We start from the raw sequence: 23,648 nt of genomic DNA on the forward strand, positions 1-23,648 counted from the left end.
CCCATCGCCGTCCCATCGCCGTCCCATCGCCGTCCCACCGTCGTCCCACCGGCACCGGCACCGGCACCGGCACCGGCACCGACACCGGAACACCACCGGCCGCCGCGTCCTACCGCCGCCCCACCAGTGTCAGGAGCGTCGCCTCCGGGGGGCAGGCGAAGCGGACCGGGGTGTAGCGGTTCGTGCCGCAGCCCGCCGAGACGTGGAGGTAGGCGCGGTTGCCCTCGGCCTCGTGCGTGGACAGGCCCTTCACGCGGTCGGTGTCCAGGTCGCAGTTGGTGACCAGTGCCCCGTAGAAGGGGATGCACAGCTGGCCGCCGTGGGTGTGGCCGGCCAGGATCAGCGGATAACCGTCCGCCGTGAAGGACTCCAGGGAGCGCAGATAGGGCGCGTGGACCACCGCGATCGACAGGTCCGCGCCCGTCTCGGGGCCCCCGGCCACCCGCTCGTACCGGTCACGCTTGATGTGCGGGTCGTCCAGGCCGGTGAAGGCCAGCTCCATCCCGTCGAGCTTGAGGCGGCCCCGGGCGTTGCTCAGGTTCACCCAGCCCGCCGAGTCGAAGGCGTCCCGCAGGTCCTCCCACGGGTTGTGCACGACGCCGACGGCCGGCGCGTTGCCGTTGAGCCCGTGCTTGCCCTGCGCCTTCTCGAAGAGGTACCGGGCGGGGTTGCGCAGCTTCGGGCCGTAGTAGTCGTTGGAACCGAAGACGTAGACGCCGGGGAACTCCATCAGGGGGCCGAGCGCGTCGAGCGCCTCGGGGACGCCCTCCGGGTCGGACAGGTTGTCCCCGGTGTTCACCACGAAGTCCGGGCGCAGGCCCGCGAGCGACTGCAGCCACGCCCGCTTCTTGCGCTGGCCGGACACCATGTGGATGTCCGAGACCTGGAGCACGCGCAACGGGCGTGCCCCCGGCGGCAGCACGGGCACCGTCACCCGGCGCAGCCGGAACGATCTCACCTCGAAGCCGGCCGCATAGGCGAGACCGGCGGCCCCGACCGCCGTGATACCCAAGGGAATTCCGTATCGCGCGCGCATACGTCCATCGTCGCAGACCTGGCGGCGGCGGCATTAATCGGCGGGCGGGCAGCCCACCGCACCTGACACACTGGGGACATGACCACGCTCAAGGCCCGACTCAAGGACGACCTCACCACCGCCATGAAGGCGCGCGACGAACTCCGCTCGTCCACGCTCCGGCTGACCCTCACCGCCGTCGCCAAGGAAGAGGTCGCCGGCACGGCCGCGCGTGAGCTCTCCGACGACGAGGTCCTCAAGGTGATCGCCAAGGAGGCGAAGAAGCGCCGCGAGGCCGCCGAGGCCTTCGACAAGGGCGGTCGCGCCGAGTCCGCCGCCCGTGAGCTGGCCGAGGGCGAGATCCTCGACGCGTACCTGCCCAAGCAGCTCTCCGACGACGAGCTCGCGGCCATCGTCGCCGCCGCCGTCGACGAGGCGAAGGCCGCCGGCGCCGAGGGGCCCCGCGCGATGGGTGCCGTCATGAAGATCGTGAACCCGAAGGTGGCCGGTCTCGCCGACGGCGGCCGCGTCGCCGCCGCCGTGAAGCAGCGCCTCGCAGGCTGAGCCGGAGTACGCGGAAAGGGGCGCCCCGGGATTCATCTCCCGGGGCGCCCCTTTCCCGTATCCAGAACCTGCGCGCGTGCCCGTATCCAGAACCTGCGCGCGGCCGCTGCTACTGCTACTGCTACTGCGGCCAGCCGCCCGAGTCGCCGCCCACCACGCCCGGCGGGAGGGAGATGCCGGGGAAGGGGTCCTGGCCGCCGCGGCCCGGGGGCTTGTTGTCGCCGCCCGGCTTCGGCTTGTGCTTGCCCTTGTTCTTGCTCTTGTCGCCGTTGTTGCCCTGGCCCCCGGCCGTCGTCGTCGGGTCTCCGGCCGGCTTCTGGCCGCCGCCGTTGTCGGGGATGTTGACGTTGACGAAGGGCGCCGAGTTCTGGCCCTGGAGTGCGCCGGTCACCGCGTCCCGCCAGATGGGGCCGGGGACCTGGCCACCGTAGACCTGCTCCTGGAACTGGCCGCCGATGGTGATGTTGTTCATCTCGACCCGCTGGGAGGGGCTGCCGACCCAGACCGCGGCCGACAGGTTCGAGGTGTAGCCGACGAACCAGGCGTTCTTGCGGCCGTCGGTGGTACCCGTCTTGCCCGCGTTGTCGCGGTCCTTGAGACCGGCCTCGGCACCGGTACCGGAGTCGACCACGCCGCGCAGCAGCGTGTTGATGCTGTCCGCGGTGTTCTGCGACATCGCCTGCGAGCAGGCGGACTTCGGCACCGGCAGCGGCGAGCCGTCCACCTTCTTGATGGACTCGATGGCGATCGGCGTGCAGTACGTGCCCCGGTTGGCGAAGGCCGCGTACGCGGAGGCCATCGTCAGCGGCGACATACCGGTGGATCCCAGCGTCAGCGCCGAGGGCACCATGGGGAGCCTCTCGCCGTTGCCCTGGATGACCTTCAGCTTGTCCGCCATCTGGGAGACGGGGCACATGCCGATGTCACCGAGCATCTGCACGAAGTACGTGTTGACCGACTTGGCCATCGCGTCCTTGAGCGAGAACGGACCGACCTCGGACTCGTTCTCGTTCTCCAGGTGGTACGGCTGCGGCTTGCCGTCGTTGACCCACGGCTTGCTGCTGTTGCACGTCTGGACGTTCGGGTAGTCCATCTCGTACGGCGCGGAATACTGCTGGGTCGGCGGCTTGCCGCCCTCGATCGCGGCCGCGGCCAGGAACGGCTTGAAGGTCGATCCGACCGGGAAGCCGTAATTGGACCCGCCCATCTGGCGGTTGACCGAGAAGTTGATCTGCGTCTCGGTGTCCCCGAAGCCGTACGGCCTCGACTGGCCCATCGCGAGGATCTTGCCGCTGCCGGGCTGGACCAGCGTGACGGCCGTCGCGACCGAGTCCTTCTGGTAGACGTGCGCCTTGATCGACTCCTGCGTCGACTTCTGCGCCTGCGGGTCGAGCGTGGTCTGGACGGTGAGCCCGCCCTGGTTCCAGAGCTTGGCCCGCGCTTCCTTCGTCTTGCCGAAGACCGGGTCGGACAGGAAGACCTCGCGCACGTAGTCGCAGAAGAAGCCCGCACCCTCGACGGCGGTGATGCAGCCGTTCTTGGGGCGGCTCACGTTCAGCTTGATCGGCTCTTCCTTGGCCTTGTCGGCCTCGCCCTGCGAGATGTCCTTCATGTCGGCCATCCGCTGGAGCACCGTGTTGCGGCGCTTCTTGGCCTCCTGCGCGTCGTTGACGGGGTCGTACCGGCTGGGCGACTGCACGATGCCGGCCAGCATCGCCGACTCGTCCAGGGTGAGGTCCTTCGCCGACTTGGAGAAGTAGCGCTTGGCCGCGGCCTCGATACCGTACGCCTGCTGCCCGAAGAACGTGATGTTGAGGTAGTTCTCCAGGATCTTCTTCTTGCCCAGCTCCTCCTCGACCTGGATCGCGTACTTCAGCTCCTTGACCTTGCGGCCGATCGTCTGCTGGGTGGCCTCGGCGACCTTGTCGGGGTCGTCGCCGGCCTCCTCCACGAAGACGTTCTTCACGTACTGCTGGGTGAGCGTGGACGCGCCCTGGGCGACGCCGCCGCTGGTCGCGTTCTTGTTCAGCGCGCGCAGGACGCCCTTGGCGTCGATCGCGCCGTGCTCGTAGAAGCGCGAGTCCTCGATCGCGACGATCGCCTTCTGCATGTACGGGGAGATGTCGGCGAGCGGCACCACGGTGCGGTCGCGCGAGTACACCTGGGCGATCGTGCCGCCCTTGTTGTCCAGGATCGTGGTGCGCTGGCTCAGCGGCGGGGTCTTCAGATTGGCCGGGATCTCGTCGAACCCCTCGACCGTGCCCTTGGCCGCGAGCCCCAGGGCGCCGGCCGCCGGAAGGGCGATTCCGGCGAGCACCGCCCCCGCCAACACACTCACACCGAGGAACTTGGCCGCCTGCTGGGTCCCGGTCAGGCCTCCGCCCGATCGCTTCATTGCCATGGAGGGCAGCCTACGTTCTCAATCGCCGGACACAGGTGAAGGCTCTGGCCTAAGCTGCTCTCAACTGTCACAGCAGTTCGGCCGCGCATCAAGACCCCGGTCGTGTCAGGAAGTGTTCCGCCGTCCCCGAATCCGGCGAGAACCAGCCCAGTTGATGTCCGATTGCGCCTCATGCGTCATCCCGTGTCCGTTGCGCCTCAGCTGATACGTCCCATTATTTCGGATTAGTCACGCATGTCCTCGGCTCACTCCGTTGGGTGATCTGCCGCGTACGCATAGTCCGTTCGGGCCATTCAAGATTGGGCCCGACGGGGGTGTTGCGCTGTGCCCACCTTCCGTAACGTCCTCAACTGGCAGCGGTGAATATGCCTCTGCCGCCGTGGGGGAGCCTCGATTCGGGAGAGGACGGCGCCGGCATGGGCTGGGTAACCGACTGGAGTGCGCAGGCAGCCTGCCGCACTACCGATCCGGACGAACTGTTTGTACAGGGTGCAGCGCAGAACAGGGCCAAGGCGGTGTGCACCGGTTGCCCGGTGCGGACCGAGTGCCTGGCCGACGCGCTCGACAATCGCGTCGAGTTCGGCGTGTGGGGCGGAATGACGGAACGGGAGCGGCGCGCCCTTTTGCGCAGGCGCCCCACCGTCACGTCGTGGCACCGCCTCTTGGAGACCGCGCGCACGGAGTACGAGCGCAGCACGGGAATCCTGCCCGTGTGCGCGGAGGAGGAGTCGGAGTACGACTACCGGCATTCCTTCGGAGACGAGGCGTTCGCGGCTGCGGGCTGACGTCGTGCAAAAGGTGCATGAGATGCACGAGATGCATGAGATGCATGAGATGTACGTGGCTGTGCCCGCCGGCTGACGCGCCTGGGGTGCACGTGGTTGACGTGGCTGATGTGCACGGCCCCGGGGCGTACCTGGCTACGGGCTGAGGTGCGCGCGCGTTGTGTACGTGGCCGACTGTGGCCGTCGGCTGACGAGCGACGAGCGACGAGTGCCGGCTGCCGCTCTGGGCTGCTGCTGCGGGCCGACGGCGCCGGGGATTCGGGCCCCGGCGATGCTGGCCCGTTGATTCAGGCCCGTTGATTCAGTCCCGCCGATTCGGGCAGCTCCGGTCGGGCTCGTTGATTCAGGCAGAGCCGACCGGAGATCCACCGGCCGCGAGCCGGTCCCCGATGGTCCGCAGCCCCGCGAGGTCGTGCACATCGCCCGGCAGGGCGGCCACTTCGGCGACCCTGACCTCGGGGTGGAGCGCGGCGAAACGCTCGCGCGTCCGCTGCTCACGCGCGAGCACCTGCATGCGCTCGGCATGCAGCCGCAGCAGTCCTGCGGTCAGCCGCTCGACGGAATCGTCCGCCGACGGGGCATGATGCACGGACTCGGACAGCCCGGGCGTCTCTACGGGCCCGGCGGTCTTGTCGGGCTCGACGTCCTTGCTGTTCTTGCTGTTCTTGACGGTCTTGCTGTTCTTGACGGTCTGGGCGGCTTCGGGAGAGGAAACACTGGAGCCACGACCTCCAGCCTTCCCGCCCTCCTGATCCACAATGCCGCGTTCGTCAAGATTTTCGGCACGCTTTTCTTCAGGGTCTTCCGTGGACTCCACGCGACCCTCCTCCGGGGCCTCCTCCAGGCTCTCCGCGGCGGCCAAAGCACGCTCGGCCGAGAGGCGCGCGGCGGCGCTGCCGTGCACACGGTTCAGTACGAGCCCGGCCAGCGGCATGTCGTCGGCGGCCAGCCGCTCCACGAAGTACGCCGCCTCGCGCAGCGCGTCCCGCTCGGGCGCGGCGACGACGAGGAACGCGGTGCCGGGTGCCTGGAGCAGCCGATAGGTGGCATCGGCCCTGGTCCGGAAGCCGCCGAACATCGTGTCCATGGCCGCCACGAAGGTCTGCACGTCGTGCAGGAACGGTCCGCCCAGTAGCTTGCCGAGCGTGCCGGTCATCATCGACATGCCGACGTTGAGGAACTTCATCCCGGCCCGGCCGCCCATCTTCGCGGGCGCCATGAGCAGCTTGATGAACTTGCCGTCGAGGAACGAACCGAGCCGCTTGGGCGCGTCCAGGAAGTCGAGCGCGGAGCGCGACGGCGGGGTGTCCACCACGATCAGGTCCCACTCGTCCCTGGCCCGCAGCTGCCCCAGCTTCTCCATCGCCATGTACTCCTGCGTGCCCGCGAAGCCGGCCGACAGGGACTGGTAGAACGGGTTGGTCAAGATCGCTTTGGCCCGCTCGGGATCCGCGTGCGCCTCGACGATCTCGTCGAACGTCCGCTTCATGTCGAGCATCATGGCGTGCAGTTCGCCCTCGCCCTCGACGTCCTTGACCCGGCGCGGGGTGTTGTCGAGCGAGTCGATGCCCATGGACTGGGCGAGCCTGCGGGCCGGGTCGATGGTGAGCACCACGACCTTCCGGCCCCGCTCCGCGGCCCGAACTCCCAGTGCGGCAGCGGTAGTTGTCTTGCCGACCCCGCCCGAGCCGCAGCACACGATGATGCGGGTGCCCGCATCGTCGAGCAGCGGATCGATCGCCAGTGCCCCGGCCGCGTCCACCGTCACTCACCCACCCCGAGCTCGCGCAGTTCCGAAGCCAGGCGGTAGAGCCCGGCCAGGTCCATTCCCTCACCGATCAACGGCAGTTCGTACGTGGTAAGTCCCAACGTGCCCAGAACCGCGCGCTGTTCACGCTCCAGCTCGACCCGCTCGGCATGTTCCGCCGCCTGTTCCAGGAGCGGCGTCACCAGCTTCGCCGAACCGGTCACCCCGGCCCGGGTCAGCGTCTTGGCGACCTCCTTGCGCCGGTCGCCGGTGACCGCGCGTACCGCCGCCTCGTCCAGGACGTGCGGGCGGACCATGTTCACGATGACCTTGCCGACCGGCAGCTCGGCCCCGCGCAGCTCGGCGATCCCGTCCACCGTCTCCTGGACCGGCATCTCCTCAAGGAGCGTCACCAAGTGCACTGCCGTTTCGGGGGACTTGAGGACGCGCATGACGGCCTGTGCCTGATTGTGTATCGGGCCGATCTTCGCCAGGCCCGCCACCTCGTCGTTCACGTTCAGGAAACGGGTGATGCGCCCGGTGGGCGGCGCGTCCATCACGACGTAGTCGTACGCGTACGCGCCCTGCTTGTTCTTGCGGCGCACCGCCTCGCACGCCTTGCCGGTCAGGAGCACGTCCCGCACCCCCGGCGCGATGGTGGTCGCGAAGTCGATCGCGCCGAGCTTCTTCAGCGCCCGGCCCGCACCGCCCAGCTTGTAGAACATCTGGAGGTAGTCGAGGAGCGCCCGTTCCGCGTCGATGGCCAGTGCGTACACCTCCCCGCCACCGGGCGCCACCGCGATCTTGCGCTCCTCGTACGGAAAGGCTTCCGTCTCGAAGAGCTGCGCGATGCCCTGTCTGCCCTCGACCTCGACGAGGAGCGTGCGCCTGCCCTCCGTCGCGAGGGCGAGCGCGAGTGCTGCGGCGACCGTGGTCTTGCCGGTACCGCCCTTGCCGCTGACGACCTGGAGCCTGCTCACACCTTCGAGCCTAACCAGTCCACCGGCGACCTACGCATGTGGTCCACCCAGGACCTGCGTATGTGGCTCGCGTAAGGAGGCCGCGCGAGGGGGTGGCGGCCAGCGGCTACAGTCGGGCCCATGACCAAGTGGGAATACGCGACCGTGCCCCTTCTCGTGCACGCGACCAAGCAGATTCTGGACACCTGGGGCGAGGACGGCTGGGAGCTTGTCCAGGTCGTCCCCGGGCCGAACAACCCCGAGCAGCTGGTGGCCTACCTGAAGCGGGAGAAGCAGGCATGAGCGCCGTCGAGGCCAAGCTGGCGGAACTGGGCCTGACCCTCCCGTCGGTCGTCCCGCCGCTCGCCGCTTACCAGCCCGCCGTGCGGTCCGGGGCGTACGTGTACACCGCCGGCCAGCTCCCCATGGTGGAGGGCAAGCTGCCCGTCACCGGCAAGGTCGGCGCCGAGGTGACCGCGGATGAGGCCAAGGAACTGGCCGCCACCTGCGCCCTCAACGCGCTCGCCGCGGTCAAGTCCGTCGTGGGCGACCTGGACCGTATCGCGCGCGTCGTGAAGGTCGTCGGCTTCGTGGCCTCCGCCCCCGACTTCACCGGGCAGCCCGGTGTCATCAACGGCGCCAGCGAACTCCTCGGTGCCGTCCTCGGCGACAAGGGCGTGCACGCCCGCAGCGCCGTCGGCGTCGCGGTGCTGCCCCTGGACGCGCCGGTCGAGGTCGAGATCCAGGTGGAGCTCGTCCAGGACTGATCCTCCGTCCGCAGTTCCGTCCTCACTTCCGTCCGCGGAGGACCGAGGACGGACCTCCTCCTTCCGCCGAGGGCCGACCCCCAGGGGCCGGCCCTTCGCCGACACTCGGGGCCCCAGGCCCCAGGCCCCAGGCCCCAGGCCCCAGGCCCCAGCGCCTTGGCCGTTGGCCGTTGGCCGTTGGGTGCTTGGCTGTTGGGCGGGAACGGGAGCGGGAGAGGCAGCGGGATCTCGGCCGACGCTCGGGCACCGGCCTTTGGCCGAGGCTCGGGCCAGGGCCGTACAGGGGTGTGCTGGACGGGCTGGGCGCCCAAGGGAACCCCGGGTGCGCTCGACAGGTCCGACGTGCCTGATGTGTCGGACACGTCGGATGTGTCAAAGGGATGTCACCTACACGCACCCCCTCGAACATCCGCACGGCACCCCGTAGCATCCGCCCATGCCCAATGGTCAGTGGTACCCGCCGGAGTGGCCGGACCGCATCCGCGCCCTCGCCGCAGGCGAGCTCACCGCGGTGGAGCCGCGGCGGGCCGCGACCGTGATGCTGCTGCGCGACGACGCGGCCGGCCCGGACGCCCGCCCCTCCGTGCACATGCTGCGCCGACGCACCACCATGGCCTTCGCCGGGGGCGCGTACGCCTACCCGGGCGGCGGCGTGGACCCCCGCGACGCCGAGGACCCCGGGCTCGGCTGGGCGGGCCCGACCCGCGAGACCTGGGCCACCCGGCTCGGCACCGACCCTGCCTCCGCCCAGGCCATCGTCTGCGCCGCGGTGCGCGAGACCTACGAGGAAGCGGGCGTCCTCCTCGCCGGACCCGACGCCACCACCGTCGTCGGCGACACCACCGGCGACGACTGGGAGGCCGACCGCCAGGCCCTGGTGACCCGCGAACTCAGCTTCGCCGAGTTCCTGGACCGGCGCGGCCTGGTGCTCCGCTCGGACCTGCTCGGCGCCTGGGCACGCTGGATCACCCCCGAGTTCGAGCCCCGCCGGTACGACACCTGGTTCTTCGTCGCCGCCCTCCCCGAAGGCCAGGTCACCCGGAACGCCTCGACCGAGGCCGACCGGACCGTCTGGATCCGCCCCGCCGAAGCCGCCGCCGGCTACGACAAGGGCGAGCTCCTGATGATGCCGCCGACCATCTCCACCCTGCGTGACCTCCTTCCGTACGCCACCGCCGCCGAGGCCCTGGTGGCCGCGGCCGAACGCGATCTGACCCCGGTCCTCGCCCGGGCTCGCCTGACCGATACCGGGGAACTCGTCCTCAGCTGGCCGGGCCACGACGAGTTCACCAAGCACATTCCGGCCGGGGGCGGATCCTGATGCCCCCCGTGACCACTCGGGGCACCACCGGGCCCGTCATGAATCGGGTCACGCCCGGGCACGCCGTGGCCCGGCCCAGGCTCAACCCGATCCCCGGCAAGGGCGTCGCCCACCCGACGGCCGCCTTCGCCTCTGCCCGAGCCATGGCTGCCCTCGCCCCGGCCCGGGGACCCGCGCCCCTCGCGCCGGCCGGGGCGAAGGTGCCCGCGGCCTTCGCGCCGGTCCGGGCGAACGTGGCCCTCGCCTCGGCCGGGGCCCGGGTGCCCGCGGCCTTCGCGCCGGTCCGGGTGCCTGCGGCCCTTGCTCCGGCCCGGGTGCCCGCACCCCTCGCGCCGGTTCGGGTGAACGTGACCCTCGCCTCGGCCCGGGCCCGGGGGACCGCCTCCCTCGCCTCGGTCCGGGAGACCGCCCTTCCGTACTCGACCCGGGTGATCGCCACCCTCACCACTCCTGGAGGTGCCGTATGAGTGACGCCGCCGCTCTTCCCGGGCAGCCGCGCGGCGGAGTCCTCACGGGCCCCGCGACCGACCGCGCGATCAACGTGCTGGCGCCCAACGCCTCCGCGATGACCCTGGACGGCACCAACACCTGGATCGTCGCCGAGCCCGATTCCGACCTGGCCGTCGTCATCGACCCCGGCCCGCTCGACGACGGGCACCTCGGCCATGTCATCGCCATGGCCGAGAAGGCGGGCAAGCGGGTCGCCCTGACCCTGCTGACCCATGGGCACCCCGACCACGCCGAGGGCGCGGCCCGCTTCGCTGAGCTGACCCGTACCCCTGTGCGCGCCCTGGACCCGGCCCTGCGCCTGGGGGACGAGGGCCTCGCGGCCGGCGATGTCATCACCACCGGTGGCCTGGAGCTGAGGGTGGTGCCCACCCCGGGCCACACGGCGGACTCGCTCTGCTTCCATCTGCCCGCCGACCGGGCGGTATTGACGGGCGATACCGTCCTCGGCCGTGGCACGACCGTCGTGGCCCATCCCGACGGCCGACTCGGCGACTACCTCGACTCCCTTCGTAGGCTGCGTTCGCTGACGGTTGACGACGGTGTGCACACCGTCCTTCCGGGCCACGGCCCGGTCCTCGACGACGCCCAGGGCGCCGTCGAGTTCTATCTGGCCCACCGCGCCCACCGGCTCGCCCAGGTGGAGACCGCGGTGGAGAACGGCCATCGCACGGCGGCGGACGTGGTGGCCCGGGTCTACTCGGACGTCGACCGCTCGCTCTGGCCGGCCGCCGAGCTGTCGGTGCGCGCGCAGCTGGAGTACCTGCGCGAGCACGGGCTTATTTGAGGCGGGCCCATGTGAAACGGTTCGATGCAGGCGCACTTGAAGGTGTGCCGACATCGGGCCGGTCTGGATCTCGGCTGCCCTGAATCCCGGCCGGCCCGGATCCAGGGCAGGCCACGGCGCGGCGTCAGGGCTCTCGCTGCCGCGTGAAGGGCGCTCCATAGAGGAGAGTTGAGCGAGGCAGGTCTCAACTCTCGTACGGGCGCGGCGACTTGGCGCCATGGACCGTGAGGTATTCCGCGGCGAGCCACGGTCCGAGATCTTCGGTGTACATCGTGAGAACGTCCCGGTCCCCGACCGGGTTCCCGGCCAGCACGGCAGTTTTCCTCAACTGCTCCGCCCGCTCCGGGTAGTAGCGCGCGAAGGCCTCCGCCTGTTCGGTCAGATCGCTGGTCCAGCCGCCGTACCGGGGCATGACCAGGGTGAACGCGGTCCGGACGAGCTTGCGCGAGGCGCCCCGCACCAGCGACCTGAGCCGCGCTTCGCCGGTGGCCTCCGCGGCGCCACGACGCCAGCGGGCCAGTGCGTCGCCGAGGTCCCCATTGGTCTCGCGGGCGAGCAGCGAGGTGGGCCGGTAGCGCGGCAGCTGCTCGGCCAGGTCGGCTCCGAGCAGCGGGGTGCAGAGGCAGGCCACGAACCAGCCGAGGTCATGCCGCTCCAACTCGCTCAGCAGCATGTCCCGGCCGAACAGCAGGATCCCGGCCCCGTCAATCACGTCGAACTCGGCGTCCAGCTCGGCCTCGACGGCCCGCGCCTCGGCCCGGTCGGCCGCTGTCGGTTCCGTGTGCAGCGCGAGGAGCACGTCCAGATCGGATCGGCCGACCTGAGCGGTGCCGCGCGGAACGGATCCGTACAGGTAGGCGCTGTGCAGCCGTCCGTCGAAGCGATCCGCGACACGGTCGCGCAGGGCGGCGACGAGCGGCTGGAACTCGGTCTGCACGAGGGTCAGGGACCCTTCACGCTCGATGTATCCGCCCGTCCCGCCCGTCGTCCCGCCCGTACTGCTTGCGCCGCCCGTCCTACCTGTGTGGCTCGCGCTGCCCGTGCTGCCTTCGCCGCTCGCGCCTCCTGTGTGGCCCGCGCTGCCCGTCCTGCCTGCGCCGCCCGTGCCGCCCGCGCTGTCCGTGCCGCCCCCGGTGCCCATGGGGTCCGCGCCGCCCGTGCCGTCCATGTGGCCCTGCCTCCCGTTTCGGCCCCGCTCCCGCTCCCGCTCCCACTTCCGAGGGCGCCCCTGCTCTACCCCGTCCATGCGAAAGGGGCCGGCCTCGTCCGAGGCCGGCCCCTTTCGCGTACGAGTGGATCAGCGCGAGCGCTTCGCCAGGCGTTCCACGTCCAGCAGGATGACCGCGCGGGCCTCCAGGCGCAGCCAGCCGCGCTGGGCGAAGTCGGCCAGGGCCTTGTTGACCGTCTCGCGGGAGGCGCCGACCAGCTGGGCCAGCTCTTCCTGCGTGAGGTCGTGCACGACGTGGATGCCCTCCTCGGACTGCACGCCGAAGCGGCGCGACAGGTCGAGGAGCGCGCGGGCGACACGGCCCGGCACGTCGGAGAAGACCAGGTCGGACATCTGGTCGTTGGTCTTGCGCAGTCGGCGGGCGACGGCGCGCAGCAGGGCGGTGGCCACCTCGGGGCGTGCGTTCAGCCAGGGCTGAAGGTCGCCGTGGCCCAGGCCGAGCAGCTTGACCTCGGTCAGCGCCGTCGCGGTGGCGGTGCGCGGGCCCGGGTCGAAGAGCGACAGCTCGCCGATGAGCTCACCGGGGCCGAGAACCGCCAGCATGTTCTCGCGGCCGTCGGGTGAGGTCCGGTGCAGCTTCACCTTGCCCTCGGTGACCACGTACAGGCGGTCACCCGGGTCGCCCTCGTGGAAGAGCGCGTCGCCGCGGGCGAGCGTCACTTCACTCATCGAGGCGCGCAGCTCCGCGGCCTGCTCGTCATCGAGCGCCGCGAAGAGCGGGGCGCGCCGCAGAACGTCGTCCACGAATCTCTCCTTGTGACCGGTATCAGGGGATCCAGCTCCCCATTTTGCCGGACGGTATAAACAGTGCGATCAATCACAGGATGACGTACTGGAGTGCCGGACCGTGAGTCAGGGGGCCGATTGGGGCCGTGATTCGCGGTGGCCGGGGCGGATGTCGGTGCCGGGCTTTAGGCTGGCCGAGTGTCCAATTCGCCGGTGAGAGCGCAGGCCAGGGGGGCTGGAAGAGTGTCCGCAGAGAATGATTCCGCTGTGGGCGAACAGCCCGCGTCCAAGCCGAAAGACCCCGTGAAGCGGGCTCCACGGGGCGCCGGAGCCGCCTCGTCGGCGCGGGCGCCCAAGGCGTCCGCCCAGCCGGTCGACGACCCGGCCGACCCGAACGGAGTGGCCGCCCGAGTGAAGCCCGCCGCCAAGCAGCCCGCGAGCAAGAAGGCGACTCAAGCCGAAGCCGAAGCCGGCGCCAAGAAGGCGGCTCCGGCCAAGGCCACCGCCAAGAAGGCGACCCCGGCCAAGACCGCCTCCAAGAAAGCGACCCCGGCCAAGGCCACCGCCAAGAAGGCGACCCCGGCCAAGACCACCGCCAAGAAGGCGGCCGCGGTGAAGTCCACCGCCGTCAAGGGGAAGGCCACCGAGGCGAACGCCGCCGCCAAGGGAAAGGCCGCCGCCAAGGCGAAAAGCGGGGCCAAGGCCGACGGCGGAGTCCGGGGCACGGCCGGGGCCGGGGGCGGCAAGGGGAAGGGGCCGGGAGGGAAGCCCGAGTCGCACGCGGCCATGGTGCGTCGGGCCCGGCGGATCAACCGGGAGCTCGCCGAGGTCTACCCGTACGCCCACCCCGAGCTGGACTTCCGCAACCCGTTCGAGCTGCTCGTCGCGACGGTCCTCTCCGCGCAGACCACCGACCTCCGGGTCAATCAGACGACGCCGAGGCTGTTCGCCGCCTATCCGACGCCCGAGGACCTCGCCGCGGCGAACCCCGAGGAGGTCGAGGAGCTCATCCGGCCCACCGGCTTCTTCCGGGCCAAGACCAAATCGATCATGGGGCTTGCCACCGCGCTCAGGGACGAGTTCGGCGGTGAGGTGCCGGGCCGCCTGGCGGATCTGGTCAAGCTGCCGGGTGTCGGGCGCAAGACGGCGAACGTCGTGTTGGGCAACGCCTTCGGCGTGCCGGGGATCACGGTCGACACCCACTTCGGGCGACTGGTGCGCCGGTTCGGATGGACCGAGCAGGACGATCCGGTGAAGGTCGAGGCGGAGATCTGCGCGATCTTCCCCAAGAGCGAGTGGACGATGCTCTCGCACCGGGTCGTCTTCCACGGCCGCCGCATCTGTCACGCCCGCAAGCCCGCCTGCGGCGCCTGCCCGATCGCCCCGCTCTGCCCGTCCTACGGCGAGGGCGAGACCGACCCCGAGAAGGCACGCAAGCTCCTGAAGTACGAGAAGGGCGGCCTGCCCGGCCAGCGGCTGAGCCCGCCGCCGGACTATCCGGGGCTGCCCGCGCCGCCGCTGGGAGCCGGCTGAGGTCACCCGGAAGGCGGACGCTGGGGCCGCTCCGGAACGAATGCCACCGGCACAGGCGTTGTGGACGATGAACGGGGGTGCAGATGACGCACACGAGCGAGACGTACGACGGGGATCTGAGCGGTGTCGGCCGGCCCGGCCGCGCCGCGGGCCAGGCCGGTCGCCCGGATGCGGAGCGCGGCCGAGGCGACGCCCTGAGCGGCCGCGTCGGTGGCCCCGGCCAGGCCTCCGCCGCGGGCCGCACCGAAAGCCCGGCCGGCGCCGAGGCCCAGCGCGATCCGGCCGACGTCGGCGGCGCTCAGCGCGGCATACGCGAACCGGCCCGGGACGCCACCGGACCCCTCGCCCCCGGGCCGGCTCGTGACTCCGCCGGCCCGTTCGCCCCCGAGCCGGCCCGGAACACCACTACCGGCCCCACCGCCCCCGAGCCCGCCAGGGTGGGCGGGCATGGCCTCACGGTCAGCAGCGAAGGCCTGCCCGAGTGGCTGGCGCCGGTCGCGCGTGCGGCCGAGTCCGTCGCGCCCGAGCAGATGAGCCGGTTCCTGCCGCCGGAGAGCGGCGACGGGCGCCAGTCCGCCGTGCTGATCCTGTTCGGCGACGGCCCGCGCGGCCCCGAGCTGCTCCTCATGGAGCGGGCGAGCCAGCTCCGGTCGCACGGCGGCCAGCCGTCCTTCCCGGGCGGCTCCCTCGACCCCGAAGACGGCGACCCGGCCACCACCGGCCCGCTGCGGGCCGCGCTGCGCGAGGCCGAGGAGGAGACCGGGCTCGACCCGGCGGGCGTCCAGCTCTTCGGCGTGCTGCCCCGGCTCTACATCCCGGTGAGCGGTTTCGTCGTGACGCCCGTGCTGGGCTGGTGGCGCGAGCCGACACCGGTGCGCGCGGTCGACAGCGGCGAGACGGCCCGTGTCTTCACGGTCCCCGTGGCGGATCTCACGGACCCGGCCAATCGCGCGACCGCGGTCCACCCGAAGGGCCACGCAGGCCCGGCATTCCTGGTCGAATCGGCGCTGGTGTGGGGGTTCACGGCGGGGGTGATCGACCGGATCGTGCACTACGCGGGCTGGGAGCGCCCGTGGGACCGGGCCAAGCGGGTGCCGCTCGACTGGCACGCGTGACAGGCTGGGGCTCGTGAACGTGCTGGACATCCTGTTGCTGGTCGCCGCCGTGTGGTTCGCGATCGTCGGCTATCGCCAGGGCTTCGTCGTCGGCATCCTGTCGGTGATCGGGTTCCTCGGCGGTGGCCTCGTCGCCGTGTACCTGCTCCCGCTCATCTGGGACCAGCTGACCAACGAGTCCCAGGTCTCGACGACGGCGGCCGTCGTCGCGGTCGTCGTCGTGATCGTCTGCGCCTCGGTGGGCCAGGCCCTCACCACCCATCTGGGCAACAAGCTGCGCCGGTACATCACGTGGTCGCCGGCCAGAGCCTTGGACGCGACGGGCGGCGCGCTCGTCAATGTGCTGGCCATGCTGCTGGTGGCCTGGCTGATCGGCTCCGCGCTCGCCGGGACGGCCCTGCCGACGCTGGGCAAGGAGGTCCGCAACTCCAAGGTGCTGCTCGGCGTGTCCAATGTGATGCCCCAACAGGCCTCCAGCTGGTTCAGCGACTTCTCCTCGGTCCTCGCGCAGAACGGCTTCCCGCAGGTCTTCACGCCGTTCTCGAACGAGTCGATCCCCGATGTCCAGGCGCCCGATCCCAAGCTCGTCGGCCGCCCGGTCGTGGACGCGGCCAAGAAGTCCATCGTCAAGGTCGTCGGCATGGCCCCGAGCTGCGGCAAGCGCCTCGAAGGCACCGGCTTCGTCTTCGGCGACCGCCGCGTCATGACCAACGCGCACGTGGTGGGCGGGGTGGACGAGCCGACCGTCCAGATCGGCGGTCAGGGGCGGACGTACGACGCGAAGGTCGTGCTCTACGACTGGCGCCGCGACATCGCGGTCCTGGACGTGCCGGACCTGAAGGCGCCCGCGCTGGAGTTCACCTCGACCGACGCCCGCACGGGCGACAGCGCGATCGTCGCGGGCTTCCCCGAGGACCACCCCTACGACGTCCGCTCCGCCCGTGTCCGCGGCCGGATCAGCGCCAAGGGCCCGGACATCTACCACCGGGGCACCGTCCGCCGCGATGTCTACTCGCTGTTCACCACGGTCCGCCCCGGCAATTCGGGCGGCCCGCTGCTGACTCCTCAGGGCAAGGTGTACGGGGTGGTCTTCGCCAAGTCGCTGGACGACCCGGACACGGGTTACGCGCTGACCGCCGACGAGATCCAGCCCGACATCCAGCAGGGCCGCACGGCGAATCAGCAGGTCGACAGCCAGCAGTGCGCCCTGTGACCCTCTGACGGCCCATGACTTTCTGACGAGAAGGCTCCGATGCGACTGACGATCCTCGGCGGCGGCGGCTTCCGCGTCCCGCTCGTTTACGGAGCCCTGCTGCGCGACCGCGCGCCCGGGCGGGTCACCGAGGTGGTCCTGTACGACCTGGACGCGGCACGGCTGCACGCCATCGGCCGGGTCCTCGCCGACCGGGCGTACGGGATCGAGGACGCGCCCTCGGTGCGTACCACCACCGACCTCGACGAGGCGCTGCGCGGCACGGACTTCGTGTTCTCCGCGATCCGCGTGGGCGGTCTGGAGGGCCGCGCGGCCGACGAGCGGATCGCGCTGGCCGAAGGCGTCCTGGGGCAGGAGACGGTCGGCGCCGGAGGCATCGCCTACGGGCTGCGCACCGTTCCGGTCGCCGTCGAGATCGCGCGCCGGGTCAAGGCGCTCGCCCCCGAGGCCTGGGTCATCAACTTCACCAATCCGGCCGGTCTGGTCACCGAGGCGATGGCCGAGCACCTCGGCGACCGTGTGGTGGGCATCTGCGACTCGCCGGTGGGTCTGGCCCGCCGGGTCGCCCGCACGCTCGGCGTCGACCCCGCAACGGCACGTCTGGACTATGTCGGGCTCAACCACCTGGGCTGGCTGCACGGCCTGTACGAGGGCGAGAAAAACGTTCTGCCGGGCCTGTTCGAGCAGGGCGACGAGCTGCTCACCTCCTTCGAGGAGGGCAAGCTGTTCGGTGCCGAGTGGCTGCGCTCGCTGGGGTCGGTGCCGAACGAGTATCTGCACTACTACTACTTCAACCGCGAGGCGGTGAACGCCTACCAGCGGGCCGAACAGACGCGCGGCGCCTTCCTCAAGGACCAGCAGGCACGTTTCTACGCCACCGCGGAGACCGTCCCCGACGCCTCGGTGTGGGCCGCCTGGGACCGCACCCGGGCCGAGCGCGACGCCACGTACATGGCGGCGAACCGGAACCTGTCGGGCGCCGGTTCACGCGACGACGACGACATGGAGTCGGGCGGGTACGAGAACGTGGCGCTCGCCCTGATGCGGGCGATCGCCAGGAACGAGGCGGCGACGCTCATCCTGAATGTGCGCAACGGGAACTCCCTGCGCGCGCTCGACGAGCGCGCCGTCATCGAGATCCCCTGCCGCGTGGACGCGTCGGGCCCCAGCCCGCTGCCCGTCTCGCAGCTGACAGGCCATGAGGCAGGCCTGGTCAGTGCGGTGAAGGCGGTCGAGCGGTGTGTCCTGGAGGCGGCCGGGACCGGATCGGCGCGAGCGGCGGTGAAGGCGTTCGCCCTGCATCCGCTGATCGACTCCGTCCAGGTCGCCCGCAGGCTCCTGGACGGCTACCGAAGCGCCCACCCCGGTCTCGGCTACCTCAGGGTCGATTAGGTCTGCGGGCGACTAGGTCCGCACGTGCCGCAGCCGGGCCGAGACCCAGCGAGCCCGGCGTCGCAGGATGCGCGGAATGCCCACCTCCTGGGAATCCGGGGCGGGGTGTTGTAGCCCCTGCCCCTGCGGGCCGCCCCTCTCGTACGAGACCGGCCCTGCGGCCGTTCGGCGGTTGCGTGCTGCATCACCGTAGTCGTGCGTCCAGCCCATACCCCGACGTGTGCCCGGGGCCCATGGTCGGTAACCGCGCCGGAGGGGGCCAATTGGCCTATGCGCCGGGCATTTGGCCGTTCGTAGGACAGCTGTTCCCCCGGGGGTGCCGGAACTCAGCGGTCCGGTTCCGGATCCCGCAGCCAGTTGACGAGTTCGGTGGAGAACGCGGCCGGATCCTCCTCGTGCGGGAAGTGCCCCAGACCGTCGAACAGCCGCCAGCGGTACGGGGCTTCGACGTATTCGCCCGAGCCCGCCGCGCTGCGCGTGCGCATCACCGGGTCGAGCGAGCCGTGCAGATGGAGCGTCGGCACCCGGACCGGCCGCTTCATCCGCCGGTTGAACTGGATGCCGTCGGGCCGGGCCATCGAGCGCACCATCCAGCGGTACGGCTCGATCGAGCAGTGCGCCGTGGACGGGATGCACATGGCGCGCCGGTAGGTCTCCACGGCCTCGTCCTCGGGCTGACGCGGACCCGACCAGTCCCGTACGAGCCGGCCGACCAACGCACCGTCTTCCGCGACCAGTTGACGCTCCGGCAGCCACGGCCGCTGGAAGCCCCAGACGTAGGACCCGGCCGAGGTCTGCTTGTAGTCGGCGAGCATCGCCGAGCGCCAGCGGCGTGGGTGCGGCATCGACGACACCACGAGGCGGCGCACCACCTTGGGGCGCATCACGGCCGCCGTCCACGCCAGATAGCCGCCCAGGTCGTGGCCGACCAGGGCCGCGTCCGGCTCGCCGAGGGACCGTACGACGCCGGTGATGTCGAGCGCGAGGTTGGCCGGGTCGTAGCCGCGGGGGGTGCGGTCGCTGCCCCCCACGCCGCGCAGGTCCATCGCGACGGCGCGGTATCCCGCGTCGGCCAGCGCGGTCAGCTGATGGCGCCACGTCCACCAGAACTGTGGAAAGCCGTGGAGCAGCAATACCAGTGGTCCGTCGCCGAGTTCGGCGATGTGGAAGCGCGCACCATTGGCCGCCACGTCCCTATGGGTCCAGGGACCATCGATGCGGACAGGGCTGCCGGTGCCGCCGGGGCTTCCGGTACCGGTATCGGGGGCGGTCATGCAGACGAGCGTGCCACAGTGGCGCCGGAGTCCGTGACCGCGATCTCGACGGTGGCCGGACGCGGATGCGGCTTGACGCCCTGGAGGGTCGCGGCCGTCGCCTTGGCCGAGGCGATCGACTTCTCCGGCGGCTTGACCTTCTTGAACTTGGTCACCGCGAGCACCCCGAGCAGCGCGGCGAGCAGCAGGAACGCTCCGCCGACGATGAGGAACGACCAGGCGAGCCCGAGCCCCAGGTTGTGGATGCCGTACGCCGCCGCGAAGCTCAGCACCGGCAGCGAGAACAGCGCGAGCACACCGGCCGTACTGATGGCGATGCCGCCGACCGCCCCGCGCTTGACGTCCTGCCGCAGCTCCGCCTTGGCCAGCGCGATCTCGTCGTGCACCAGGGCGGACATCTCCGCGGTCGCGGAGGCGACCAGCTGGCCGAGGCTGCGCTCGGCGCTGCCGGCGTTGTGGCTGGGGTCGCTCATCGCTGACTCCCTCATCTCTACTCGGTTACCGACGGGTCCAACAGGTCCTACCAGTCCTACAGGCCACTCCTACAGGTCCGTGGTCAGATCATGCCGGACTGTCGCCGTCGTCGCGCCCCGCCCCCGCCAGTTGCGCCAGCCTGCGGTGCTCGGCGGCCTTGTTCTCGTGGATCGTGGCCATCCGCAGGTGGTACTCCGGCTTGCCCAGTTCGTACATGTCGGGGATGCCGTCCTGGTCCTCGTCGCGCTCCTCGTCCTCGACGAGCGCCTTGTACTTGCGCACCCGCAGTTTGAGCAGCACCGAGGCGAGGACCGCGGCGGTCAGGGAGCCGACGAGCACGGCAGCCTTGACCTCGTCGGTCAGCTGGTCCTGGCCGGCGAAGGCGAGTTCGCCGATGAGCAGCGAGACCGTGAAGCCGATGCCGGCGAGCGCGGCGACGGCAAAGACGTCGGGCCAGGCCAGGTCGTCGTTGAGTTCGGCCTTGGTGAAGCGGGCGGCGAGCCAGGTGCCGCCGAAGATGCCGACGGCCTTGCCGACGATCAGGCCGAGGACGACGCCGAGCGTCTCGGGCCGGGTGAACACATCGGCCAGGGTGCCGCCGCTGATGCCGACGCCGGCCGAGAACAGGGCGAAGAGCGGCACCGCGAGCCCCGCCGACACCGGCCGCACGAGGTGTTCGATGTGCTCGCCGGGGGAGTGCTCCTCGCCCTCCTTGCGGTGGCAGCGCAGCATCAGACCCATCGCGACACCGGCGATGGTGGCGTGGACGCCGCTGTTGTACATCAGGCCCCAGATGACGAGCGCGAGGGGGATGTAGATGTACCAGCCCCGTACGCCCTTCCTGAGCAGCAGCCAGAAGGCGGCCAGCCCGACGACGGCTCCGCCGAGGGCGGCGAAGTTGATGTCGCTGGTGAAGAACACCGCGATGATCAGGATCGCGAACAGGTCGTCGACCACGGCCAGCGTGAGCAGGAAGGCGCGCAGCGCGGAGGGCAGCGAGGTCCCGATGACCGCGAGTACGGCGAGCGCGAACGCGATGTCCGTAGCGGTCGGTACGGCCCAGCCGTCAAGGGATCCGTTGCCGAAAGTGTTGACCAGTGCGTAGACGAGCGCCGGGACGGCCATGCCGCACAGGGCCGCGATCACGGGCAGTGCGGCGGCCTTGGGGTCGCGCAGCTCTCCGGCGACGAGTTCACGCTTGAGCTCGATGCCGGCCACGAAGAAGAAGATGGCGAGCAGCCCGTCGGCCGCCCAGTGCTGTATGGAGAGGTCGAGCCCGAGCGAGCTGATGCCCAGATGGAAGCCGCGGACCGACTCGTAGCTGGACCCCAGCGTGTTCGCCCAGATCAGCGCGGCGATCGCGGCCACGAGCAGCAGGACGCCGCCGACGGTCTCCGCACGCAGCGCCTCCGCCACGAAGTTGCGCTCGGGGAGGGAGAGGCGGCGCAGGAACTTCGGCTTGCTGGGGGTGGGTGTGGCCACGAGGGCGACCTCCGGTCGGTTCGGCGGGCATGACTGAACTCGTTGCCGACCAGACTTCCCGGCGCACCTGACCTTCTTGTCGCGTCATTGACGCTTTCCTTACTTTACCTAACTTTACCGAGCGGTGCGTCGCCCGGGTGAATCCGGTGATCATCACCGTAGGGGCACGGCATCCGTACGGCGCGCGAGAAGAGTCCGACCGGGGCCGGGCCGGCACGCACAGGGGCCCGGCCGCGTGCGCGGCCGGGCCCCTGGAACGACGCTGCCGGTCAGTCCTCGCTGGAGGCGCTGGGGAGCTTGGTCTGGATGAGGTCCATGACCGAGGAGTCGGTCAGGGTCGTGACGTCACCCAGTTCGCGGTTCTCGGCGACGTCGCGGAGTAGACGGCGCATGATCTTGCCGGAGCGGGTCTTGGGCAGCTCGGCGACCGGCAGGACGCGCTTGGGCTTGGCGATCGGGCCGAGCGCGGAGCCGACATGGGCGCGCAGTTCCTCGACCAGGCCCTCGTCCTCGGCGTTGGCCGTTCCGCGCAGGATCACGAAGGCGACGATGGCCTGTCCGGTGGTCTCGTCGGCGGCGCCGACCACGGCGGCCTCGGCGACCGAGGGGTGCGAGACCAGCGCGGACTCGACCTCGGTCGTCGAGATGTTGTGGCCGGAGACGAGCATGACGTCGTCGACCCGGCCGAGCAGCCAGATGTCGCCGTCGTCGTCCTTCTTGGCGCCGTCGCCCGCGAAGTACTTGCCCTCGAAGCGCGACCAGTACGTGTCGATGAAGCGCTGGTCGTCGCCCCAGATGGTGCGCAGCATGGACGGCCACGGCTCGGTCAGGACGAGGTAGCCGCCCCCGCCGTTGGGGACCTCGTGGGCCTCGTCGTCGACCACGGTCGCGGAGATGCCGGGCAGCGCGCGCTGGGCTGAGCCGGGCTTGGTCTCGGTGACGCCGGGCAGCGGCGAGATCATCATCGCGCCGGTCTCGGTCTGCCACCAGGTGTCCACGATCGGGCACTTGTCGGCGCCGATGTGCTTGCGGTACCACATCCAGGCCTCGGGGTTGATCGGCTCGCCGACCGACCCCAGGACCCGCAGACTGCTCAGGTCGAACTTGGCGGGGATGTCGTCGCCCCACTTCATGAACGTACGGATCGCGGTGGGCGCGGTGTAGAGGATCGTCACGCCGTACTTCTGCACGATCTCCCAGAACCGCCCCTGGTGCGGGCTGTCCGGGGTGCCCTCGTACATGACCTGGGTCGCGCCGTTGGCGAGCGGCCCGTAGACGATGTAGGAGTGCCCGGTGACCCAGCCGATGTCGGCGGTGCACCAGTAGACGTCGCTCTCGGGCTTCAGGTCGAACACCGCGTGGTGGGTGTACGCGGCCTGGGTGAGGTAGCCGCCGGAGGTGTGCAGGATGCCCTTGGGCTTACCCGTAGTACCCGAGGTGTACAGGATGAACAGCGGGTGCTCGGCGTCGAATGCGATGGGCGTGTGCTCCACCGACTGGCGGGCCACAATGTTGTCCCACCACACATCGCGGGTGTCGTCCCACGCCACATCCTGCCCGGTGCGGCGTACGACCAGGACGTGCTCCACCTGCGGGCAGCGGGCGACGGCGTCGTCGATGGCGGGCTTCAGGGCGGACGGCTTGCCGCGTCGGTAGCCGCCGTCGGCGGTGATGACGAGCTTGGCGTCGGCGTCCTGGATGCGCGAGGCGACGGCGTCGGCGGAGAACCCGCCGAACACGACGGAGTGCGCGGCGCCGATCCGGGCGCAGGCGAGCATCGCGACGGCCGCCTCGGGAATCATCGGCAGATACACCGCGACCCGGTCGCCGGCCTGAACTCCCAGCTCGGTCAGGGCGTTGGCGGCCCTTGACACCTCGTCCTTGAGCTCGGCATAAGTCAGCGAGCGGCTGTCACCGGGCTCGCCCTCGAAGTGGATGGCGACCCGGTCGCCGTTCCCGGCCTCGACATGACGGTCGACGCAGTTGTACGCGACGTTCAGCTTGCCGTCGGCGAACCACTTCGCGAACGGCGGGTTCGACCAGTCAAGGGTCTCGGTCGGCTCGGTGGCCCAGGTCAGGCGCCGGGCCTGCTCGGCCCAGAAGCCCAGCCTGTCCGCCTCGGCCCGCTCGTACGCCTCCGCGGTCACGTTGGCATTCGCGGCCAGCTCGGAAGGCGGCGCGAACCGCCGCTCCTCCTTGAGCAGGTTGGCCAGGCTTTCGTTGCTCACGACATCTCCCTTTCCCAGGGCGTCCTCTGTGCGTATGTGTCCCGGGCCATAGCTCATCAGGCCAGCGGCCGGGTGACAAGGGCCTCCAGGAAATTGGTTTAGACCTATAGAGGTTCCTGGTCACCGCCAT

At 70.6% G+C, this 23,648-nt stretch carries 22 protein-coding genes; 11 read left to right on the forward strand and 11 right to left on the reverse strand.

Annotated features, from left to right (window positions below; genetic code table 11):
• Positions 1–109: 109 nt before the first annotated feature.
• Positions 110–1,036 (reverse strand): metallophosphoesterase, encoded by a 927-nt coding sequence (locus CG740_RS05640; RefSeq protein ID WP_100573833.1) that lies wholly within the window; start codon positions 1,034–1,036, stop codon positions 110–112.
• A gap of 78 nt (positions 1,037–1,114) precedes the next feature.
• Here CG740_RS05640 and CG740_RS05645 point away from each other — a divergent pair, with 78 nt between their 5' ends.
• Positions 1,115–1,579 carry a GatB/YqeY domain-containing protein gene (locus tag CG740_RS05645; RefSeq protein ID WP_100573834.1) on the forward strand — a complete coding sequence of 155 codons (465 nt, stop codon included), beginning with the start codon at positions 1,115–1,117 and terminating at the stop codon, positions 1,577–1,579.
• A 121-nt stretch (positions 1,580–1,700) separates the two neighbouring features.
• Here CG740_RS05645 and CG740_RS05650 read toward each other — a convergent pair whose 3' ends face one another.
• Positions 1,701–3,980: a transglycosylase domain-containing protein gene (locus tag CG740_RS05650; RefSeq protein ID WP_100573835.1), complete on the reverse strand. Its 2,280-nt coding sequence runs from the start codon at positions 3,978–3,980 to the stop codon at positions 1,701–1,703.
• Between the two features lie 416 nt (positions 3,981–4,396).
• Here CG740_RS05650 and CG740_RS05660 point away from each other — a divergent pair, with 416 nt between their 5' ends.
• On the forward strand, positions 4,397–4,765 hold the full coding sequence (locus CG740_RS05660) for a WhiB family transcriptional regulator (RefSeq protein WP_199846351.1): 369 nt from the start codon (positions 4,397–4,399) through the stop codon (positions 4,763–4,765).
• A 343-nt stretch (positions 4,766–5,108) separates the two neighbouring features.
• Here the strand turns inward: CG740_RS05660 and CG740_RS05665 are convergent, their stop codons facing one another.
• Complete coding sequence (locus tag CG740_RS05665; protein WP_100573837.1) at positions 5,109–6,533, reverse strand: ArsA family ATPase; 1,425 nt, start codon at positions 6,531–6,533, stop codon at positions 5,109–5,111.
• A complete protein-coding gene (locus tag CG740_RS05670; protein WP_199846352.1) occupies positions 6,530–7,492 on the reverse strand; it encodes an ArsA family ATPase in 963 nt (320 codons plus the stop codon). The genes CG740_RS05665 and CG740_RS05670 overlap by 4 nt, the downstream gene beginning before the upstream one ends.
• A 120-nt stretch (positions 7,493–7,612) precedes the next feature.
• On the opposite strand from CG740_RS05670, the gene CG740_RS05675 reads away from it, so the two are divergent.
• The 5 genes from CG740_RS05675 (at position 7,613) to CG740_RS05695 (ending at position 10,853) form a co-directional block, all read left to right on the forward strand.
• Positions 7,613–7,774: a DUF4177 domain-containing protein gene (locus CG740_RS05675; RefSeq protein ID WP_003975360.1), complete on the forward strand. Its 162-nt coding sequence runs from the start codon at positions 7,613–7,615 to the stop codon at positions 7,772–7,774.
• Positions 7,771–8,238, forward strand: coding sequence for a RidA family protein (locus CG740_RS05680; RefSeq protein ID WP_100573839.1), 468 nt, complete (start codon positions 7,771–7,773; stop codon positions 8,236–8,238). The genes CG740_RS05675 and CG740_RS05680 overlap by 4 nt, the downstream gene beginning before the upstream one ends.
• A gap of 436 nt (positions 8,239–8,674) precedes the next feature.
• The gene (locus tag CG740_RS05685) at positions 8,675–9,559 is read left to right on the forward strand and encodes an NUDIX hydrolase (protein ID WP_100573840.1); all 885 of its coding nucleotides are present in this window, start codon (positions 8,675–8,677) and stop codon (positions 9,557–9,559) included.
• A gap of 38 nt (positions 9,560–9,597) precedes the next feature.
• Complete coding sequence (locus CG740_RS05690; RefSeq protein WP_199846353.1) at positions 9,598–10,026, forward strand: hypothetical protein; 429 nt, start codon at positions 9,598–9,600, stop codon at positions 10,024–10,026.
• Complete coding sequence (locus CG740_RS05695; protein ID WP_100573842.1) at positions 10,023–10,853, forward strand: MBL fold metallo-hydrolase; 831 nt, start codon at positions 10,023–10,025, stop codon at positions 10,851–10,853. Before CG740_RS05690 ends, CG740_RS05695 begins: the two co-directional genes overlap by 4 nt.
• A 184-nt stretch (positions 10,854–11,037) precedes the next feature.
• Here CG740_RS05695 and CG740_RS05700 read toward each other — a convergent pair whose 3' ends face one another.
• Together CG740_RS05700 and CG740_RS05705 are read right to left on the reverse strand one after the other, a co-directional pair.
• The gene (locus tag CG740_RS05700) at positions 11,038–12,021 is read right to left on the reverse strand and encodes a nucleotidyltransferase domain-containing protein (RefSeq protein WP_234376087.1); all 984 of its coding nucleotides are present in this window, start codon (positions 12,019–12,021) and stop codon (positions 11,038–11,040) included.
• A gap of 129 nt (positions 12,022–12,150) precedes the next feature.
• A complete protein-coding gene (locus CG740_RS05705; RefSeq protein ID WP_017947815.1) occupies positions 12,151–12,825 on the reverse strand; it encodes a Crp/Fnr family transcriptional regulator in 675 nt (224 codons plus the stop codon).
• A gap of 594 nt (positions 12,826–13,419) precedes the next feature.
• Between CG740_RS05705 and nth the strand changes: the two genes are divergently transcribed.
• The 4 genes from nth (at position 13,420) to CG740_RS05725 (ending at position 18,060) form a co-directional block, all read left to right on the forward strand.
• Positions 13,420–14,340, forward strand: a complete 921-nt coding sequence (gene nth / locus CG740_RS05710; RefSeq protein WP_234376122.1) for an endonuclease III — start codon at positions 13,420–13,422, stop codon at positions 14,338–14,340.
• A 437-nt stretch (positions 14,341–14,777) separates the two neighbouring features.
• The gene (locus CG740_RS05715) at positions 14,778–15,455 is read left to right on the forward strand and encodes an NUDIX hydrolase (protein WP_100574256.1); all 678 of its coding nucleotides are present in this window, start codon (positions 14,778–14,780) and stop codon (positions 15,453–15,455) included.
• Positions 15,456–15,468: 13 nt separating this feature from the next.
• Positions 15,469–16,668, forward strand: a complete 1,200-nt coding sequence (locus CG740_RS05720; protein ID WP_100573843.1) for a MarP family serine protease — start codon at positions 15,469–15,471, stop codon at positions 16,666–16,668.
• A 39-nt stretch (positions 16,669–16,707) separates the two neighbouring features.
• Positions 16,708–18,060 (forward strand): 6-phospho-beta-glucosidase, encoded by a 1,353-nt coding sequence (locus tag CG740_RS05725; protein ID WP_100573844.1) that lies wholly within the window; start codon positions 16,708–16,710, stop codon positions 18,058–18,060.
• Positions 18,061–18,072: 12 nt separating this feature from the next.
• Here the strand turns inward: CG740_RS05725 and CG740_RS40770 are convergent, their stop codons facing one another.
• The 5 genes from CG740_RS40770 to acs all read right to left on the reverse strand — a co-directional run bounded on the left by CG740_RS40770 (position 18,073) and on the right by acs (position 23,575).
• Entirely contained in the window at positions 18,073–18,270 is a 198-nt protein-coding gene (locus CG740_RS40770; protein ID WP_100573845.1) for a hypothetical protein, read from the reverse strand.
• Between the two features lie 116 nt (positions 18,271–18,386).
• Positions 18,387–19,334 carry an alpha/beta fold hydrolase gene (locus CG740_RS05735; protein WP_100573846.1) on the reverse strand — a complete coding sequence of 316 codons (948 nt, stop codon included), beginning with the start codon at positions 19,332–19,334 and terminating at the stop codon, positions 18,387–18,389.
• Complete coding sequence (locus tag CG740_RS05740; protein WP_100573847.1) at positions 19,331–19,807, reverse strand: phage holin family protein; 477 nt, start codon at positions 19,805–19,807, stop codon at positions 19,331–19,333. Before CG740_RS05740 ends, CG740_RS05735 begins: the two co-directional genes overlap by 4 nt.
• 88 nt (positions 19,808–19,895) lie before the next feature.
• Positions 19,896–21,290: a Na+/H+ antiporter NhaA gene (gene nhaA / locus CG740_RS05745; protein ID WP_100573848.1), complete on the reverse strand. Its 1,395-nt coding sequence runs from the start codon at positions 21,288–21,290 to the stop codon at positions 19,896–19,898.
• A gap of 269 nt (positions 21,291–21,559) precedes the next feature.
• Positions 21,560–23,575: an acetate--CoA ligase gene (acs, locus tag CG740_RS05750; protein ID WP_199846354.1), complete on the reverse strand. Its 2,016-nt coding sequence runs from the start codon at positions 23,573–23,575 to the stop codon at positions 21,560–21,562.
• Positions 23,576–23,648 lie beyond the last annotated feature (73 nt).

The sequence above is a fragment of the Streptomyces sp. CB01201 genome (assembly GCF_002803085.1).
Lineage (GTDB): Bacteria > Actinomycetota > Actinomycetes > Streptomycetales > Streptomycetaceae > Streptomyces > Streptomyces hundungensis.